Origin of the sequence: Rhodohalobacter sp. 614A (genome assembly GCF_021462415.1) — a bacterium.
Taxonomy (GTDB): domain Bacteria; phylum Bacteroidota; class Rhodothermia; order Balneolales; family Balneolaceae; genus Rhodohalobacter.
Genome location: NZ_JAKEDS010000001.1, coordinates 2,048,260 through 2,065,641 on the forward strand (window position 1 = coordinate 2,048,260; position 17,382 = coordinate 2,065,641).

The 17,382-nt window shown below is 42.1% G+C and carries 21 protein-coding genes; 6 read left to right on the top strand and 15 right to left on the bottom strand.

What is annotated here, in order from left to right:
- Positions 1-134: 134 nt before the first annotated feature.
- Entirely contained in the window at positions 135-1,136 is a 1,002-nt protein-coding gene (locus L0B18_RS08400) for an amidohydrolase family protein (RefSeq protein ID WP_234571251.1), read from the bottom strand.
- A 232-nt stretch (positions 1,137-1,368) separates the two neighbouring features.
- On the opposite strand from L0B18_RS08400, the gene L0B18_RS08405 reads away from it, so the two are divergent.
- From L0B18_RS08405 to L0B18_RS08415, 3 genes are all read left to right on the top strand, one after another.
- The gene (locus tag L0B18_RS08405) at positions 1,369-1,791 is read left to right on the top strand and encodes a hypothetical protein (RefSeq protein WP_234571254.1); all 423 of its coding nucleotides are present in this window, start codon (positions 1,369-1,371) and stop codon (positions 1,789-1,791) included.
- Positions 1,788-1,982 (top strand): helix-turn-helix transcriptional regulator, encoded by a 195-nt coding sequence (locus L0B18_RS08410; RefSeq protein ID WP_234571256.1) that lies wholly within the window; start codon positions 1,788-1,790, stop codon positions 1,980-1,982. The genes L0B18_RS08405 and L0B18_RS08410 overlap by 4 nt, the downstream gene beginning before the upstream one ends.
- Before the next feature lie 84 nt (positions 1,983-2,066).
- Positions 2,067-3,464 carry an alpha/beta hydrolase family protein gene (locus L0B18_RS08415; RefSeq protein ID WP_234571257.1) on the top strand — a complete coding sequence of 466 codons (1,398 nt, stop codon included), beginning with the start codon at positions 2,067-2,069 and terminating at the stop codon, positions 3,462-3,464.
- 39 nt (positions 3,465-3,503) lie between these two features.
- Here the strand turns inward: L0B18_RS08415 and L0B18_RS08420 are convergent, their stop codons facing one another.
- From L0B18_RS08420 to L0B18_RS08460, 9 genes are all read right to left on the bottom strand, one after another.
- A complete protein-coding gene (locus L0B18_RS08420) occupies positions 3,504-3,935 on the bottom strand; it encodes a GNAT family N-acetyltransferase (RefSeq protein ID WP_234571259.1) in 432 nt (143 codons plus the stop codon).
- 120 nt (positions 3,936-4,055) lie between these two features.
- Positions 4,056-4,874, bottom strand: coding sequence for an alpha/beta hydrolase (locus tag L0B18_RS08425; RefSeq protein WP_234571261.1), 819 nt, complete (start codon positions 4,872-4,874; stop codon positions 4,056-4,058).
- A gap of 69 nt (positions 4,875-4,943) precedes the next feature.
- Positions 4,944-5,729, bottom strand: a complete 786-nt coding sequence (locus L0B18_RS08430; RefSeq protein ID WP_234571263.1) for a hypothetical protein — start codon at positions 5,727-5,729, stop codon at positions 4,944-4,946.
- Positions 5,730-5,844: 115 nt separating this feature from the next.
- Positions 5,845-6,522, bottom strand: a complete 678-nt coding sequence (locus tag L0B18_RS08435; protein ID WP_234571265.1) for a hypothetical protein — start codon at positions 6,520-6,522, stop codon at positions 5,845-5,847.
- Positions 6,519-7,415 (bottom strand): ABC transporter ATP-binding protein, encoded by an 897-nt coding sequence (locus L0B18_RS08440; RefSeq protein WP_234571266.1) that lies wholly within the window; start codon positions 7,413-7,415, stop codon positions 6,519-6,521. The genes L0B18_RS08435 and L0B18_RS08440 overlap by 4 nt, the downstream gene beginning before the upstream one ends.
- Before the next feature lie 5 nt (positions 7,416-7,420).
- Positions 7,421-7,786 carry a GntR family transcriptional regulator gene (locus tag L0B18_RS08445; RefSeq protein WP_234571268.1) on the bottom strand — a complete coding sequence of 122 codons (366 nt, stop codon included), beginning with the start codon at positions 7,784-7,786 and terminating at the stop codon, positions 7,421-7,423.
- Positions 7,787-7,934: 148 nt separating this feature from the next.
- The gene (locus tag L0B18_RS08450; protein WP_234571272.1) at positions 7,935-9,014 is read right to left on the bottom strand and encodes an endonuclease/exonuclease/phosphatase family protein; all 1,080 of its coding nucleotides are present in this window, start codon (positions 9,012-9,014) and stop codon (positions 7,935-7,937) included.
- A 234-nt stretch (positions 9,015-9,248) separates the two neighbouring features.
- A complete protein-coding gene (locus tag L0B18_RS08455; protein ID WP_234571274.1) occupies positions 9,249-10,184 on the bottom strand; it encodes a matrixin family metalloprotease in 936 nt (311 codons plus the stop codon).
- Positions 10,185-10,352: 168 nt separating this feature from the next.
- Positions 10,353-10,538 (bottom strand): hypothetical protein, encoded by a 186-nt coding sequence (locus L0B18_RS08460; protein ID WP_234571275.1) that lies wholly within the window; start codon positions 10,536-10,538, stop codon positions 10,353-10,355.
- Between the two features lie 24 nt (positions 10,539-10,562).
- Between L0B18_RS08460 and L0B18_RS08465 the strand changes: the two genes are divergently transcribed.
- From L0B18_RS08465 to L0B18_RS19695, 3 genes are all read left to right on the top strand, one after another.
- On the top strand, positions 10,563-11,546 hold the full coding sequence (locus L0B18_RS08465) for a helix-turn-helix domain-containing protein (protein WP_234571278.1): 984 nt from the start codon (positions 10,563-10,565) through the stop codon (positions 11,544-11,546).
- Between the two features lie 356 nt (positions 11,547-11,902).
- Complete coding sequence (locus tag L0B18_RS08470) at positions 11,903-14,272, top strand: TonB-dependent receptor (protein ID WP_234571280.1); 2,370 nt, start codon at positions 11,903-11,905, stop codon at positions 14,270-14,272.
- A gap of 2 nt (positions 14,273-14,274) precedes the next feature.
- Positions 14,275-14,400, top strand: a complete 126-nt coding sequence (locus tag L0B18_RS19695) for a hypothetical protein (RefSeq protein ID WP_255695580.1) — start codon at positions 14,275-14,277, stop codon at positions 14,398-14,400.
- Positions 14,401-14,501: 101 nt separating this feature from the next.
- Here the strand turns inward: L0B18_RS19695 and L0B18_RS08475 are convergent, their stop codons facing one another.
- The 5 genes from L0B18_RS08475 to L0B18_RS08495 form a co-directional block, all read right to left on the bottom strand.
- On the bottom strand, positions 14,502-14,666 hold the full coding sequence (locus L0B18_RS08475) for a hypothetical protein (protein ID WP_234571282.1): 165 nt from the start codon (positions 14,664-14,666) through the stop codon (positions 14,502-14,504).
- A gap of 165 nt (positions 14,667-14,831) precedes the next feature.
- Entirely contained in the window at positions 14,832-16,064 is a 1,233-nt protein-coding gene (locus tag L0B18_RS08480; RefSeq protein WP_234571283.1) for a sulfotransferase family protein, read from the bottom strand.
- A gap of 155 nt (positions 16,065-16,219) precedes the next feature.
- A complete protein-coding gene (locus L0B18_RS08485) occupies positions 16,220-16,648 on the bottom strand; it encodes a hypothetical protein (RefSeq protein WP_234571285.1) in 429 nt (142 codons plus the stop codon).
- A gap of 260 nt (positions 16,649-16,908) precedes the next feature.
- Entirely contained in the window at positions 16,909-17,097 is a 189-nt protein-coding gene (locus tag L0B18_RS08490; protein WP_234571287.1) for a type II toxin-antitoxin system RelE/ParE family toxin, read from the bottom strand.
- Positions 17,094-17,327: an addiction module protein gene (locus L0B18_RS08495; RefSeq protein ID WP_234571289.1), complete on the bottom strand. Its 234-nt coding sequence runs from the start codon at positions 17,325-17,327 to the stop codon at positions 17,094-17,096. The genes L0B18_RS08490 and L0B18_RS08495 overlap by 4 nt, the downstream gene beginning before the upstream one ends.
- Positions 17,328-17,382 lie beyond the last annotated feature (55 nt).

The following is a 17,382-nucleotide window of genomic DNA, read 5'->3' on the forward strand; positions in this document are numbered from 1 at the left end:
TGAAATTTCTGTTTGAGTTAAAAGGACACCTCGACTCCGTCGCTTCACTTTTTCGATGCGCCCGATCACGGGTATTGCCAAAGTAAATAGAATAGAAGCCGTCCGTTCGGGTACAGTGAAGCGGAGTCGAAAACTCAATCCATCGAACTTACTTCTTCAGGCCAGTCGAAATCGCTCTTCTCCATTCTGAAAAATCGAGCTGCATTATTAAACATGATATCCCTTTTTTGTTCTTCCGAGAGATACTGGGCGTTTTCAATCAAACCCATAGAAGTCTCAAAAAGCCTCGGCCACATCATAAAATCCGTTCCATAAATAATTCTTTTACCAAATCCGGCCTGAACCAGTCGCTGAACATAGTGATGAATTTCGGCTTTCGGATAACTCCAGATCATGCCGGCAATGTCTACATATACATAAGCGTTGGCTCCCATCAGGGCAATCATTTCGTCAAGCATTGGGTAACCGGCGTGCATCACCCAGATTTTAAGTTTGGAGTGACGAGCAAGCAGATCCTCAAGCAAAAATGGATTTCCAAGTGAAGCCCGGTATTTTGGTTGCGTAATATTAGCCATGCCGTTGCCCCCGGTTCCCATATGGATTCCAACCGGTATATTCAGTTCCTCGGCTACTGCCAGGTAGGGAGCATAAACAGGATCGCTGGGGGACATCCCCTGGTACTGCGGGGCAAATTCAGCCACAACTTTATAAAAACCACTTTCGAGGGCTTCACGGAAATCCTGTACACTTTGTGTGGTATCAATCCCGATAGCGGGGATCACACGGCCGGGAGGAGCGGCTTCATGCCAATTCCGTAAAACTTCATCATCTCCATAAGCCACAATGGTCATGTTCCAATCGTTAATTCGTTTGATAACTTCGGCCTGCATTTCTTCATCGCTTTTTGCGGGTTGAAGCGGATCAAGACATTCCAGATTCATAAAACCTGGCGGTTGTTGTGTCGGGTCGGCACCGGGCATATCAGACAAAAACCAGGGACACATAGGGGAAGCCCAGTTTGGATTTACTTTCATGGTATGAACATGAATATCAATAATAGGTGGACGTTGGGTTTGTGCGATGAGAACTTGCGAAAAGCAACTTACCAACGTGAATAGGAAAAGAGTTCGTTTCATGTTATGAGTATTTAGATCTGCGGTTTATACCTTCATATTATACAATTTTTCTTATTGTCACACAGTGAAACTTTAAAGCCCGTCTTGTTCCACATTTTCAGATAAATCATTTCTGAGAACTGAAGTTGAAGTAAAGCAAACTAAATATTTAGTAAACTAAGCTTTACATTATACTTGGGTTATTCTACTTTAAGTAAAGTTTACTTAACATAAAGACAAATAGTATAGACTTATGGAAAAGCGAAATGTAAATTCAGGTGAATGGGCAAGACAAACCAAAAAGTCTACAGCCCGTCTTGCAATCTGGACGATTTTATGGGTTTTGACAGTTGCCATACCTGCTTTTGGTCCGGTACTTTTTTGGGGAGAAAATAATCTGATCAATCTTTCGGTAATATTGCTGAACATAGGTGTAGGCATTGGGATGATCAATGCAAATATCAAACACCTGAATACGCTCGATGAGATGATGAAGAAGGTTCAGCTCGAAGCAATGGGAATTTCTTTGGGAGTGGCCGTTGTAGGTGGAATTGCATACTCCATGCTGGATGCCACAAATGTAATTCCCTTTGATGCAGAGATCGGTTTCCTGGTGATGTTAATCGGTATCTCTTATATGATTTCATTAGCCATCAATTTGAGGAGGTATAAATGAAAAATCGGCTGAAAGTACTACGAGCAGAAAGAGACTGGACACAGGCCGACCTGGCCCATGCACTTGATGTATCACGGCAGACAGTAAACGCGATAGAAACAGGGAAATACGATCCCAGCTTGCCTCTGGCTTTTAAAATATCGCGGCTTTTTGAGAAGCCAATTGAAGAGATTTTTGAGGATGAGGAATAACCGTCTCACCATTTCGCAATAAATATGAATAAAGCATCAATTTTGGTGTAGGATAGAAAGTTAAATCAATCAAAAAAATTAGTGATGGTAAAGAAAATAATAACATTTATTGTGGGCCTGGTATGTCTTTTGATATCAAGCCTGGAAGCCCAGGATATTACGGGCGGCTGGAACGGGGTTCTTGAAGTTATGGGAACTCAGGTAACGTTGGTCTTTCACATCCAGGAAACGGACAGTGGATATACGGCAACATTCGACAGCCCGGATCAGGGGGCAATGGGTATTCCATTTAATGCCGTGGAATATAATGACGACAAACTCATCCTCAGGGCTGCAAATATCGGAGCTTTTTATGAGGGAGTGCCTGCAGCCGATTCCATTTCAGGAATTTGGAACCAGGGAGGCCAGTCATTTGAACTCAATATGTATCGGGAAAAGGTGGAGAAGAAAGCCTATCATCGTCCACAGGAACCGGAAAAACCGTATCCCTATGTTGAAGAAGAAGTTACTTTTGAGAACAAAAGAGACTCATTGACGTTGGCAGGTACGCTCACACTTCCCCAAACAACCGGTTTATTTCCGGCGGTTATTTTGATTTCAGGCAGCGGACCACAGAACCGAAATGAAGAAGTATTTGGCCATAAACCTTTTCTTGTTTTAGCAGATTATTTGACCAGACAGGGAATCGCCGTGTTGAGATATGATGATCGTGGAACGGCGGAGTCGACTGGGAATCACGCAACCGCCACATCACAAGATTTTGCCAGTGATGTGATGAGTGCCATTAATTACCTGAAAAAAAGAGAAGACATTAATCATCACGAAATTGGATTGATCGGCCATAGCGAAGGTGGTTTAATTGCACCGATAGTAGTAAATCGAACGGATGATGTGGCATTTATGATTTTGCTTGCGGGAACCGGTGTGCTGGGAAAGGAAATTTCACGGATGCAAGGACGCACGCTTCTGGATGTTAAGGTCTCAGACCGGGATGCTTACAATCGGTTTATTGATAAAACCATAGAGATTGCATCATCCGATAAATCTACGGATGCAAAAAAAGTAGAGCTGACTCAGCTCTACCACAATTCAAAAGAGGTGCTGAACGAACTGCTTCCGGACGGCATAGATTTTGATACTTTTGTCGGGCAACAGGTTGAAGGGGCTTTAAGGCCATGGAGCCAGTTTTTCTACAATCATGATCCGGTTGATGAACTCAGTAAAATAACTATCCCCGTTCTTTCTTTGATTGGTTCGAATGATGTACAGGTTCCACCGGATATGAATCATCCGCCAATCCAAAAAGCGCTAGAGAAAGCCGGCAATAAGGATGTTACAATCAAAGAATTGCCGGGACTCAACCATATGTTCCAGGAAAGTGAAACGGGTTCGATATTGGAATACGACGAAATTGAGCAGACATTTTCCCCGGTTGCTATTCAAGAAATTTCTTCCTGGATAAAGGCCCGCGTTCAGAAGTAGGACGGCTTTCTTTTACCTGTTTTCGGAAAAAGTGCAGATTCATGAAGAATGATTGATTTGAAAGATTTTCTGAGATTTTATCTCCTCAAAGCCCTGTTCTTTATAAAATTGATGAGCTTCTTTACGAACGGCATTTGCCCGAATTCTGATTTTCTCGCAACCAGATTGCTGTATCCACAGCTTTGCGTTGTTGAGTAATCTGGTTCCAATTCCCTTACCACGAAACTCTTTTTTAACAACCAAACTGACAATTTCTCCGATCTCACCTTCAGCTAATCTCAAATCGACAAAGGCATGTACACACCCTGTTACTTCGCCGCTTTCATCAACAGCCACAATTACCCGGCCGTTACGTTGTTTGATGTTATCCAATCGGTTTTTTATAGATTCAGTATCAGTCGGATAGCCTAATTCCTTCATCAGTTCAGCGATATCGGGCACATCTTTTTTTGAGGCAAATCTTAGTTCCATAGAATGATGAGTTTATTGTAAGATCATGTAAGAATTCTGGTACGGGAGATTGTTATATAGATTTAAAAATCAGAGAAAATAAATTCATCTTAAAGCTGAGAATCTCAAACCATCACTCATTTATTGAAATACAGTTTCAATTCCTTTTTGGATGGATATTCCTACTACCGACTCGTGCGTTTCATCTTCGAAAATTTCAAACCCTACATTCAGATCCGAGTAATTCCTGCTTTTCAGCTTCTCAAACATTTTGTTGGTATTGTTAATCATTCCCTGGGGGCCGTCTGCAAATTCCCTGGAACCCACGGAAAGAAATACTTTCTTTGCCAGATTTGAATTCATGTTAAAATAGTTTTCTTCAGACTCAAAAATAACGGCATCGTCCCACCAGATGGATGGACTGGCAATGACATACCTGTTGAAAGAATCACTATGATTGAACAAAACGTACAAACCGAAAAGGCCGCCGAAAGAGTGTCCCACCAACGTCTGATTGTATTTATTCACGTTGTAGGTTTCATTGATGAATGGTTTCACTTTATTGTCGATAAAATAAAGAAAATCTTCGGCATGGCCACCAGACCCCTGCGGCCAATCATCATCCTGGGTCGGAGTAAGGTCACGGGTATAAGCTGCAAATGAATCAGTCGGATTTCCGTCTTTATCAGCAAAATCAATCCCGATGATGATTTCTCTCGACATTTCAGAAACATGCCGTAACATCGCAGCCATCACTGCATTCGGCCGGCTATTCAGAACATAGATCACCGGATATTTTGGAAACTGAAACTCACTTACTTTGGGTTGATATCCATTAGGTAAGAAAACATCAATCAAATAATACTGCTGGAGTTTTTCAGAATACAACAAATGAGTTTCAGTGTCTTGCAATGTGACCGGTGCCTGCCCCTTTACTTCGGCAAAGCTGCACCAAAACATGATTGCGAGCAAACCCGGTAAGATCTTTTGAAGCTTTTTGATTTTCAAAATAAACCCGTCTCCCAAATGTTACTGGTCAATCTGGCTTTGAATTTCTGCCGGCAGTTCAAATGCGTTATCCGGAAGGGCGTCATAAGAGATAGAATCTGTTTCTATAATTGTTTCGACGCCACCTTGTGAACTAATAATTTTCCGTGCTGTTTTTACACCTTCGAATTCAACATAGTTACTGAGGCGAACTTGTGTAGGAACCTTACCCGTCATACCGAATTGCATTTTGTCTATACCACTCAGTAAACCTGTGTCTTTGGAAAAATAGATGAAGCTCTCCTCTCCGTTGGTATTTACCATCAGAACTTTAAAATGCTCGCCATCTTCAAATGTCACCGTTTCGATTGTTCTCTGTTGAATGGCATCTCTTCCTAAATGTAAATTATCAGCGTAATAATCGGCGGTTTCGATCATTCCCTGTAAAGCTTCTCCTTCAAGGATTCTATTGCCGGACATCGGATCCATACTCCAGGCTATTGTACCGTTGTAACCCGAACGGCTGGTCCCGAATTGTCCTAATCCAATCGTGGTCGAAACTTTATCCGGCGCCTCGGCAACGATGTGTAAATCTCCATCTATATTATAGGCGCTGATCGTCAATTTTCCATCGATAGTCCGTTCGGTATGAGCGCGGAGAGCTTCTTCGCCGCCCATTGCCTCAATGTGTTTCGCAATCAAAGTGCTCGGGAGCGGCAAGTTATCGGCTGCCGATTCTTCCACAGATTGGCTATACGCATTAACTACAGATCCAAATGTTGCAGCTAAAAATAAAATTACGGCGAGGTATTTATTTATTGTTTTCATGATATGGTATCTCCTTATTTAAGTGATTAAAAAATGGATTGTAGGTTAAGAATTCGTTGAGGAGTGTTTCCCTTCTAGGGAGCATTTATAGCATTCTCCTTATCCTGAACTCCCGTTAAATAAAATCTTTCTTGCGAAATTGAATCATGACTGTCAGTACAGGAATGATGATGGCGATGAGCACCTGCGCAATCATGATGCTGTAAACAGTAATATTCCAAACAGCTTGGTTTCCCCAAACGTAGGTACCGACAGAATCCCAATAAACAACCGCCCAAAGATAAGCCGGCGTTGCAAAGCTTGACGTTACGGCTGTAACTACGGTATAACCGATCGACTGGGTGATAATGCATACTGAAAGTATCAATGAATAGAGGGGTAAAACAGAGAGTAAAACCATACACATCATGGGTAAACTGCCCATGGGAAGTATGCCTTGCGAAAATGTTACATAGATACAAACCGCCGAAAGCAAAGCCCACATCACGTAAAATACTCCAATGTTTACCAGGAGTTTGGAGAGAGTATACTGCTTAAAGGTTACGGGCAAACTCATAATAAATATGTGCGTGCCTTTTAGATGATCAAACAATACCGTGTGAGTGACCATATGAATGCCCGCCCCAATGATTGCGCTGGCTAACAGGCAGAAGCCGATGTTCGCCGCTACCAGGCCGGGAATCAAATTGGCTGTCAAAATGCCGGCAACGGCAGGGAGTGACCATAACAGTATTGGTGTCTGATTAATTTTTAAATCTTTTTGAATGAGCTTGTATATCATTGAGTCCGTCATACCGGCACCCCCTTTGCATATTTTACGTTGTTGAGAAAAATCTCTTCCAGTGTCAAACGCTCAATCGTCTCTACGGACATCCCCGTGTTCCTGAATTCTTCCGGAATTTGGTCGTTGTAATTATTTACGGTTACCGTGCACAGTTTGCCACTCTGTTGAATATCTCTGATGTTCGGTAAATCGGGTAATTGATTGCGATTCATATTTATCAGGCGCAATCTTCGCCAGCTGTCCAGAAAATCTTCCTTATTCCGCGAGTCAATAATCTGGCCGTTGTATATAAAGGTGATATAATCTGAGATTTGTTCTACATCTAAAGTATTATGAGATGAAAACAGAATAGACCGGGTTTCATCTTCGAGGGCTTTCATCATTTCGTCGAGAACTTCCTTTCTTGCTGCCGGGTCTAATCCCGTTGTGGGTTCATCGAAAACCAGTAATTTCGGGCGACGAGCCAAGGCCAACAGCAAAGTGGCTTTCACCCGCTGACCATGGGATAATCCCTTAACTTTCTGCTTTTTTTTAAGATCAAAGCGGGGCAGCAATGTTTTGGCATATTCATCATCCCATGAGTTGAAAATAGATTTCATGAAATCCATGTGGAAAGCAATCGTTTCGCTGTCGTATAGACGCATATCTTCAGACACAAAACCGATATTTCGTTTCGCAGCAATTTGTTCATCAGGTATGGAATACCCCAGTACATTGATCGTCCCGCTATCCGGGGTCACCAGTCCCATAATCATTCGTAATATTGTTGATTTCCCTGCACCATTGGGCCCCACCAATCCCATAACAGTGCCTTGTTCGAAAGACAGGTCTACATTTTGCAGTTGAAAATGCGGATACTGTTTTGCGATGCCTTTACAGTTTACCGCCAAAGGTATGTTCATGATTTTTATATATACTTTTTAATCATTTTCAATAATTCATCCTCAGGTATATCCAGGGATTTCGCCAATTTTCCAGCTTGTTCCAGATGCTGGTTTAACTTTTCGCGCTGAAGCTCCTTCAAATTTTGGGAATCATTTACCCAACTTCCTTTTCCTTGTTGGGTTGAAATAACCCCTTCGCGCTCCAATTCCATATAGGCACGTTTTACGGTAATGATGCTGACCTTGACCTCCGTTGCCAGCTCCCGAATGGAAGGCAAAGGGGTTCTCGGCGACCAATCTCCTACAGCAATGCGTTGCTTTATTTGCTCCATGATCTGTTGATACATGGGGCGTTTATCGGTTTGAGAGAGTATAAAATTGTAATTCATAATTAAGTATACACAGTATACACAGTTGAAATAAATAAAACAATACCCAAACTTCCAGACCAAACGAACAAAGCCGTTTATTGAGAAAGGGATTAAAGCTGATTCAGCTTATGGAATAAAAAAAGGATTGATATTACACTCTTTTAAATCACAATTTATCCGTGTCAATATCCACTGTGACCAGGAAATGATCGGATGCATACCGGTGTTTTCTCCAAACCATTTGACCGTCGGGCAATTCTTCATGAACCCGAGCATTGCTTATCCAGGATTTCGGGCGGTTTCGGGAATAAAGAATATGGTCGATCCACACATCGCGGTAGTTATCAAAAATGGGATCTTTAAAGCTCGTTGTGTGAATGGGAGAGAGGTTGATTTTCCATTGGTCATCATCATCAAGCGCATCAAAAAGAGCGTTGCCAAGGCACAGACCGGGTTTCCAGACGGTTCCCATCAGCCGCTCAATTCCGCTTACGTTCAGTTTCTTTTCGCTGGCATCCTGGCCCGGCCCGTCGTTGATATCCCCACAAATAATGAGTGGAATATCGCGTGTTGAATTTTCAGTGAGGTAGTAGTCCAGAAACTCAAGCCGAAGCTGAGTGCATTGTGCTACAATTTTCTTTCGGTTTGCATCTGCCTGCGACCACCATTTCGACCATTCATATGCCTGGAAAATTCCTTTGCTTTTCAGGTGAAGTCCAACCACCCGGAATTTTTTTCCGTCAATCAGGTTGATTTCTGCATACAGCGGCAGGCGTTCAAACCGGTGAAGTTCCCGGATGTCGTCATCGTCCGTATCAATGGCAAAATCTGTGGTTGCATTGCTGAGACGTTCACTCTCGCCGCCCTGTCCCTCGCCGATATGAAACCGATCAAAAGAATTACCGGAAAAATGTCCCTTATCCGTTCGCACGGCAATACCTACAATCTGCGATCCCCCTTTCGTAGGTTGAACATCGCAGGCCCAGGTTCCGTTAATATCCGTATCAAAAAATAACTGGAGTTCATTGGCTTTATTTGGCCCCTCAACAACAACCAAAACATCCACATCCACTTCATTCAGAACACCCGCCAGTGATTCCCGCCGGTCTTTTACCGTAGGTTTATCGCGCTCATTCCTGGGATTGGGCCCGCGCACTTTCTTGTCATCATCCTTAAAAGCCGGTCCGTCCGTAAATAGGTCGTTCATCCATTCCATATTCCACACACCAAACCGAAGATTCGCCATAATTTTCCCATTTTGATTTAGATTTACAGCAACGGAAGCGAAATACAGGTAACCGTTCTCTCCATCGCTTGTATGGATGATGATATAAAAAGCTGTTGGTTACAAAAAAATTTGGCCAAGAAGATAGAGAGTACAGAAAAAAGATAGCTTTAATCAGTAATCAGTAATCAGTAATCAGTAATCAGTAATCAGTAATCAGTAATCAGCAATCAGCAATCAGCAATCAGCAATCATTCAACTCTGGCACCGGGTTTGAATTTCCCGGATATCGTCATCCGTGAGTTTCAGGGATTCATCATTTTGCAATTGCATTCGCTCATGCATAATTGCCGCCGGGTTATCCACATGGCTGAAGCCTAAAGCGTGGCCCACTTCATGTGCTAAAACAAGCCCCAGCTTATTGAGGTTATCAAACTGGTAGATATTGATCTTTTTTTGATCAGCAACGTTAATATAAATAGCTTGGTGAAATGTCTTCCATAAACTAAATTGGTTTTTGTACTGGTAGATCACCTCGTTGATTTCATCCGCATAAGCATTCAGCTCTTCAGAGATTTGAGTCATCTTTTCGTCTTCCGTATTTACTTCCACTTCCAGCGGATCCAGTTTTCTCTCCAGGAATTCCATCTCTTTTTTGAGTTCTTTGAGCTGTTCATCTTCATTTCGGGAGATAACACCGGTACTTGTCATGCGTGACAAAAGGGTGTTGTATAAATTCACTTTTTGAGCATATTCAGAAAACAGGTTGTTGTAATTCGTCAGCTTCATCTGAAATTTGCGGGATTCTTGCTGGTAACTCATCCGCATTGCCACGTATTTCTTTCTCATTTCGTTGATGCGATCAGACATCTGCTGCTCATCTTCGGTATACTGTTGATTATCGCTGTAGATGAGATTGAGCGCAACTTCGCCACTGTCGCTGTAAGCAATCAATTCCGTTCCGGCAGCATCCGACCAAAGTTTGCTCACATCTTTCATGATGCGTTTGAGCGTCTCCTCACTAACACTAAACCGGGAATCAATTCTCCCGATTCTCCAGGTAATTGGTTCGGAACAACTGTTGGTAATCGTTTCGTTTTTTGAAGGATGATTTTCACCGGAGACAGACAGTCTGATTCCATCCAAAAAAAAGAAAGCAAAACAGAAAATAATGACCAGGTTATATTTCATCCTCAAGTCTCCTTGAATAATATCTGAGGGTTCTTTCAGTAAATATAACGAATTGTTGAGGATCGGATTATTTTAAGTTGAGAGTTGCCTTGTTAAAAAACCTTTGATTCGTTTAGCCATTCCCGAACACGTATTTTTTCTGTTGATCAAAGCAAGAAAAGGGCGATATCATTCAAGAGAGATATGTAAATTCAAAAGTACGATTAAAGTGACTAACACTTCGGCTGCATGGGTACTATTTTTACCATCGGAATTTTCTTGTGCTTTTTCCTTCAGTTTCTGCTGTTGAGCAAGAAGAACAAATCCATTCCCGATAAAATCCTTGCCGTGTGGATGTTTATCTTCGGATTTCATCTGTTCAGTTATTATCTCTACTACATGGGTTACTGGGATCGCTACCCGCACCTGGTGGGCATTCATCTCCCGGTTCCATTGTTACACGGCCCGATGTTGTACCTCTACGTTTTGTTTTCTCTGCGATCCGATCAACGGTTTACGTGGGAAAATTTCCTCCATTTTTTACCTGCTGTGGGTTGCTATCTTTATATGATGCCGTACTTTTTTTCGTATTCGGCCGAGCGAAAAGCGCTGCTAAACGCCGGATTAATTGATGATTATTCCACGTTCATAATTGTAGCACTCTTTTCATTTTTCATTTCGGGAATTGGTTATTCTGTTGCATCCTATCGTCTTTTAAATCGCTATCGTGACCTGACCGACCAAAATTTTGCCTACCGAGAATCCATTGATCTAAACTGGTTGAAATTTTTTATTTGGGGAATCGGGTTGATTTTCGTGCTTGCGGCTATCGTTTCAATTCCAACGGAAGCAATGGGCATCGACTTCGGATTCAACGCCGATCCCATTTTCTATTCAGCAATCATTCTCTTCATATTTTTTCTCGGTTATTCAGGAATCCGCCATCAGTCTATTTTTTCTGCAGACGTTTCTGAAAACAGCCAAATTGTGGAACCGAAAACCACGGGAGAATATAAACGATCGGGCCTGAAGGAAGAGGATGCACTGGTTTATCATCAAAGACTGTCGAAGATGATGAAAACTCAAAAACCTTACCTGGAACCAAAACTGACACTCGGAACGCTTGCCGAGGAACTTGATATTTCAGCGAATCATCTATCGCAAATCATTAATCAATACGAAGAAAAAAATTTCTACGATTATGTGAATGGTTATCGCGTGGACGAGTTTAAAGAGAGAGTTTTAAAACCGGAGAATCGTAACTACAATATCTTGTCAGTAGCTTATGATTCCGGGTTTAATTCCAAGTCGTCTTTTAACCAGGTTTTTAAAAAGATCACCGGCCAAACTCCTTCACAATACCTGGCAAAAGCCAAAGACTGATTTTCGGCATTTCTTTTTGAGCGGCCAAAAAAAGACTTCATTTTTAAAAAGTTATATAGTTAGAAAATTCAGTCACTTAAAGTCCTTCTGAAAGTTCATTCCTACCCGTTTGGACCAGTTCATTGTTCACACTTACAGGTTCGGACGATTGATAAACAGCCCCTCCGCATCTTTCTGGAAATCAATCATCCAGATATGAAAAGATTCAAAAAAGTTACTGGTAAGATTTTTCAAAACGTGGGTTTTGGAATCCTGATCATAATCAGCATTGCAATTATGGTTCTGGTACTCTGGATCAATTTTAAACGGTGGTTGGGATAAATGGAAACCCCATAGAATTTTTAAACAACATTATCATGAAACGAGCAATATTTTTAATCCTTACAATATTCATACAGCTGTTTATCTACATACAACCAGAAGCATTATCACAACCTATTACACAAACCATTAAGGGAACGGTTTTTGATGTAAAGACAAATGATCCGCTTCCGGGTGCCTCTGTAATGATTCTTGAATCGATTCCGCTGCTTGGCACAATTGCCGATACTGATGGAAATTTTTCCATCCAAAATGCAAGATTGGGAAGACAGTCGATTCAGTTTAGTTATATCGGGTACGAGCCCGTGATTATCCCGGAAGTGCTTGTGACTTCAGGCAAAGAAGTCGTTTTAAATATCGGGCTGGAACCCTCGCTCACAGAACTGGAAGGAATTGTGGTGACGCCTAAAGTCCGAAAAGATCAACCCTTAAATTCTCATGCAAGTGTTAGCGCGCGGTCATTTTCTGTGGAGGAAACGCGGCGGTATGCAGGTGGTATTGATGATCCTGCACGGCTGGTATCCGCTTTTGCCGGTGTAAGTGTGGGGAATGTTCAGGAAAATGCAATTATCGTTCGGGGAAATTCGCCCAAAGGTGTATCGTGGCGGTTAGAAGGTGTTGAAATCCCGGCTCCTCATCATTTTGTAAGTGGAAACGTCGCAGGAGGGGGAATGGTAACCTTGTTCAGCAGCCAAATGCTGGCGAACTCTGATTTTCATACAAGTGCGTTCCCGGCTGAATATGGAAATGCTTTGGCCGGTGTTTTCGATATGAATCTTCGAAACGGCAATTTTGATAAACGGGAATACACCATCCAGGCAGGAACGATGGGATTGGACTTTTCATCTGAAGGTCCGCTTTCTGCAGGTTCGAATGCATCTTATGTGTTTAACTATCGTTATTCGACGCTCGGGCTGCTTGCAGATCTTAAAGCAATCCCGGATGAACAGGTGATCAAATACCAGGATCTTTCCTATAAATTTAATATGCCAACCAAACGGGCCGGTACTTTTTCTTTATGGGGGATTGGCGGACTGGACCTGAGTACGCAGGAGTTTGAAACGGATTCAACTCAATGGGAAATTGACTGGGACAGAGTGGGGTATGACTGGAATATTGCGATGGGTGCCGCCGGATTGAGCCACAGGATTTATACCGGCGACCGTGCGTTTGTTCACACCACATTTGCCGTTACCGGATTGAAAAACAAGATGGAAGCGGATCGCCAGGACAATCAACTGGTTCTGCGCCCGTATCTTATGGCTTACGATTATTCCGGAAAAATAAGCCTGGGGACAGCTTTCAATTATACGTTTGGTTCCCGGCATTCAAATCAGACCGGGGTCACCTACAAACGACTTATTTACGATCTGGATATCAACAGTACTACGATTGAAAACAGGCCGGAAACGTACCAGAATATTTCGAATCAACAGGGAGCAAGCGATGTATTGGAAGTCTATACTCAATCAACTGTGGATCTTTCCCAAACCGTAACGCTTAATGCAGGCGTCAATACCGGCTATTTTGGATTGAACGAGAAATATTCAGTAGATCCGAGAGTTGGATTGAAATGGGACTTCAGCGAAAATCAGGCACTGAGCCTGGGGTATGGAAAGCATAGTCAGATGGAAGATCTCAAGATCTATTTCGTCACAAAGCAGATCGATGGAAAAACAGAACATCCCAATAAAGACCTGGAATTATCAAAGGCACATCACTTTGTACTGGCGTACGACTGGCAGGTCAATCAAAACCTCCGTCTCAAGATTGAACCTTACATTCAACTGCTGTACGATATCCCCGGCATTGCCGACAGTTCTTTCTCGATGATTAATTATAAGCAGGATTGGGCGTTTGACGATGCTCTTGAGAACAATTCCATCGGAAGAAATATTGGGATTGATGTGACCTTTGAACGCTTTCTGAACAACAATTACTATTTCCTGGTGACCGGTTCATTGATAAGCTCCCGATATAAAGCAGATGATGGAATCTGGCGGGATACACGTTACAACAAAACGTTTGTAGGAAATGTATTGGCCGGTAAAGAGTTCTTCTTTGGAGAAAATGGCAGGGTTCTCGGTATCAACGGGAGAGTAAATTTTGTAGGCGGAGAACGGGTCAGCCCGATTATGGAAGCAGAATCAAGGGAGGAGGAACGCGTGATTTTTGATGAAGACCGGGCATTCAGGAATCAGTTGTCATCCATGCTTTATGCAGATCTGTCCGTAACCTATCGTATCAACAGGGCTGGACATTCAAGTGTGTGGGCGCTGCAGGTAAAAAATATTCTTGGCCGGGAAATGCCCGAAGGATATAACTACAACTATAAAACAGAAAAAGTGCAACTGGATAAAAGTGTGATCGTTATACCAAGTTTGAGTTATAAGATTGAATTTTAGAAATGACGTACACCATGGAAAATGAATCGACTTTTACAAATATCAGGGTACTTTTTCGAAATCTGGATTTCGCTATCGAGCAGTATGTAAGTTATTTAATTGAGGAGTTGGATAAAGGACAAGCCTGACGGGTCTGAATGACGATTGGAATTCCATAATCGTCATTCACCTTGCCCCTATCCTGATGTATAAATCAGGCTAAGGCTTCGGGTATCTATTCCCGGAAAAACTACCTGATTTTCAACCTGCTGACGAGAATAAATCCCACGCCGGATAGAATCGAAGCGATATCATACGTCAGCACTCTGGAATCGTCGATGATATTTCCGATGCCGTTGATCAACAAAAGAATGCCAATAACAAGCAGTGATATTTTGATTGATTTGCTCATCATTCATTTCTGTTAGTAATCGGTTTTCTCTTTTCATTTTAAAACTGAATTATGAAAAAATGAGGTATTTAAAGTGTGGGTATGAAAACAAATTCAACATCACGAACCCCGCTCATTTTTTGAATGCGAAATCTAAGACCAAAGAATAATTGTACAGTAATTGATTTTCTAATGAGATAAATCAAAATGGTCACTATAAAATTGTAACCTTTCCCTGATCATCCCTTCTGATAAACCAAAATCTTCCGCTGAATATGTATGTTTTCCATGCTTTTCCTTTGCATTATTTTGGACATACTCATTCACTTTTGCCTCAATACATTGATCCCATGCCAAGCCAAAGTGTCTGTAAATATCCCGGGTAGTTTTGACCGGTTCTTTCACAAATGATTTGAAAAATACATCATATACCCGTCTGGGATTTTTCTCCCGAAAAGCGATGTTTCCTTTGAGCATCACTTCGTACAGATCGAGGATGGAATGGGCCATTCGTTTGATATCTACCTGTTTTGATACGGCCAGGTGATACGTATACAAAAGACTGCAAACACTGCTGACGCATGTTACAGGATCACGGTGAGTCTGAACAATCATAGCATCCGGCAGCGTCTGAACAATCGAATGCAGATGGCCGGTATGAACCGGTGCCTTCAGTGTAAACCGTTTTGCCGGATCTTTTGATTGAAAAACCTGGAGCAGCCAACTGTATTCCGTATATTTTTGGAGCGTATTTTCCTGGCGGGTGTACCAGTCGATGTAGCTGTACACCGGCAGAAGCGTTCTGAAAATCAGGCTGTTGAATGTCAGGCCGAACGCAAACATGCACTCCTCGGGCGTCTCGGGACGCGAATAGTGAATGGCATCAATTCCCGGTACCATCGGCAGGATAAAACGGTTCGATCGTTTCATCTTTTCTAACCGCGGATCAGGTCGATCTCTTTCTTCGTTGGGTTCCGGAAAAGGACGCATCAGCAGCCACTGGGGCAATGCACGATGGTTGGGATCCACAGAAAGTAAACGGTGAAGAAAGGTTGTACCGGACCGTGCCATTCCGACGATAATGATCGGTGGCCGCAGCGGTTGCTCAAAAATTTCGGGGGATGTTTTTCGCGTTTCTGTCAGATACAAACGCTGAACGAGATAATTGGTCACAATCTCATCCGTCATATACCGGCCGAGCGGGTGCAAATTGGCATCGTTTTCGGCTGATTCCAAAAGCTTCAGCAATCCTTCTCTGTAATACGGATCGCCAAAATCTGAAAGCCCGGTTCGCTTTTTGGCCATTTCGGCCAGGGTTTCCTCATCAAGCCGCAGGGAAGAAATTCCGGCCGCTTGCAATAGTTTTCCAACGCTATTTGCCGCCCGATAGGAAAAAGGCAATTGTATATTTCTCTTCTTCATTTTCCTGGTTCACTCTTGAATTAATAAACCAACATCGTTTATTACAGAATAAACTTTTTAAACTAAAATAGGTATCAGTGATTTTGAAAAATCAGCAAACGCCGGATAAAAAGAAGAGCCTCAGAACTTAGAGAAGTGTATTTACTTTGGCTTTATCAGGGTTGAGAAACAACACAGGTTCCGTTTTCCATACTTTCCTGTAGCGGGTTCTCAACTTCTTTGCCATTGATTGTATACGTGGTGGTCTGCTCTCCGCTTTCGTCCAAAGATTGCGAGGTTTGGGTTCCAAATGAGTCCGCTCCGGACAGATCCCGATAATAGCTTGCAACAGATTTTCTGGCTGCTTCGGAGAAAGTACACGTCATTAAAAACCCGTTCGGCATACTCTCCGTAAGTGTACACTCCGCATCACTGGTTTTTGTGATGTTCCTTTCGAGAGTATCTCCGGTAAAAGGATGCTCAAATTCCTGGGTAAAGGCGGAACACGTTTCAAGATTATCCGCAAGCTCTATGAGCTTTTCCTGTTGATTTTGTGCGAACAAGGTGGCGGGTAGAAATAGTAGGAAAAGGAAGGTTATTTTCATTTTAGATTTTTCTTATGGGGTTTTATCACAAATAATGGCTTGGTGTATAATGAGCGCAAGTATTGGCATTTCTCAGAAGTAATAAAATTAATTTCTTATAAATGAATTTTGATCATACCCTGTCTGTGGCCGATGTAAAACACCTCATTATTTTTACGTTATTTTCTTGCTTCCCAATAGCCCGGTTTTCGTTTTATATGCTTGACAGCAGTAATCGTGATTATATTTTCAGAAATGTCATAAATAATTTCATAGGGAAATCAATCAAGTAAAATTCTTCGATCTTGTTCAGTTAATAAAGATCCAGATTGAGGATGCGCCAATGCCTGAGCGATAGCTTCTTCTATTTCATCAAGAAATTCAGCACCAAGACCGATAGATTTTTCTTCGTAATATTGAATGGAACTCGTTAACTCTTTTGCTGCTTCAGGATGATATTGAAACTTCATTTTTTAAGAAGTTCTCGAGCAGCTTTATGTACCTCTTGTCCAGAAATTGGAGTTACTTTACCCGATTTGATTTCAGCTTTTCTCAGTTTGATTTCATCAAGCCAGGCTTCCTCAACATCTTCATCAATTTGTTGATCAAGGCTGTTAATAAGCTTTTTTGCTAATTCAGCGCGATGTTTTTCGTCTAATTCGAGAGCTGAATGCTGGATTTTTTTATAATCTGTAATCATAGCTTTGGGGTTATTTCTTTCTCCAATCTATCGAAAAACGGACAATTCTGACAAT

Bases quoted from the DNA above. Each gene is read 5' to 3' on its own strand.
- L0B18_RS08460 (WP_234571275.1), bottom strand. From the start codon at position 10,538: ATGAAATCCGAAGATAAACATCCACACGGCAAGGATTTTATCGGGAAT.
- L0B18_RS08400 (WP_234571251.1), bottom strand. From the start codon at position 1,136: ATGAAACGAACTCTTTTCCTATTCACGTTGGTAAGTTGCTTTTCGCAA.
- L0B18_RS08470 (WP_234571280.1), top strand. From the start codon at position 11,903: ATGAAACGAGCAATATTTTTAATCCTTACAATATTCATACAGCTGTTT.
- L0B18_RS08440 (WP_234571266.1), bottom strand. From the start codon at position 7,415: ATGAACATACCTTTGGCGGTAAACTGTAAAGGCATCGCAAAACAGTAT.
- L0B18_RS08410 (WP_234571256.1), top strand. From the start codon at position 1,788: ATGAAAAATCGGCTGAAAGTACTACGAGCAGAAAGAGACTGGACACAG.
- L0B18_RS08485 (WP_234571285.1), bottom strand. From the start codon at position 16,648: ATGAAAATAACCTTCCTTTTCCTACTATTTCTACCCGCCACCTTGTTC.
- L0B18_RS08490 (WP_234571287.1), bottom strand. From the start codon at position 17,097: ATGAAGTTTCAATATCATCCTGAAGCAGCAAAAGAGTTAACGAGTTCC.
- L0B18_RS19695 (WP_255695580.1), top strand. From the start codon at position 14,275: ATGACGTACACCATGGAAAATGAATCGACTTTTACAAATATCAGGGTA.
- L0B18_RS08430 (WP_234571263.1), bottom strand. From the start codon at position 5,729: ATGAAAACAATAAATAAATACCTCGCCGTAATTTTATTTTTAGCTGCA.
- L0B18_RS08455 (WP_234571274.1), bottom strand. From the start codon at position 10,184: ATGAAATATAACCTGGTCATTATTTTCTGTTTTGCTTTCTTTTTTTTG.
- L0B18_RS08420 (WP_234571259.1), bottom strand. From the start codon at position 3,935: ATGGAACTAAGATTTGCCTCAAAAAAAGATGTGCCCGATATCGCTGAA.
- L0B18_RS08435 (WP_234571265.1), bottom strand. From the start codon at position 6,522: ATGACGGACTCAATGATATACAAGCTCATTCAAAAAGATTTAAAAATT.
- L0B18_RS08445 (WP_234571268.1), bottom strand. From the start codon at position 7,786: ATGAATTACAATTTTATACTCTCTCAAACCGATAAACGCCCCATGTAT.
- L0B18_RS08495 (WP_234571289.1), bottom strand. From the start codon at position 17,327: ATGATTACAGATTATAAAAAAATCCAGCATTCAGCTCTCGAATTAGAC.
- L0B18_RS08475 (WP_234571282.1), bottom strand. From the start codon at position 14,666: ATGATGAGCAAATCAATCAAAATATCACTGCTTGTTATTGGCATTCTT.
- L0B18_RS08465 (WP_234571278.1), top strand. From the start codon at position 10,563: ATGGGTTACTGGGATCGCTACCCGCACCTGGTGGGCATTCATCTCCCG.
- L0B18_RS08415 (WP_234571257.1), top strand. From the start codon at position 2,067: ATGGTAAAGAAAATAATAACATTTATTGTGGGCCTGGTATGTCTTTTG.
- L0B18_RS08405 (WP_234571254.1), top strand. From the start codon at position 1,369: ATGGAAAAGCGAAATGTAAATTCAGGTGAATGGGCAAGACAAACCAAA.
- L0B18_RS08450 (WP_234571272.1), bottom strand. From the start codon at position 9,014: ATGGCGAATCTTCGGTTTGGTGTGTGGAATATGGAATGGATGAACGAC.
- L0B18_RS08480 (WP_234571283.1), bottom strand. From the start codon at position 16,064: ATGAAGAAGAGAAATATACAATTGCCTTTTTCCTATCGGGCGGCAAAT.
- L0B18_RS08425 (WP_234571261.1), bottom strand. From the start codon at position 4,874: ATGTTTTGGTGCAGCTTTGCCGAAGTAAAGGGGCAGGCACCGGTCACA.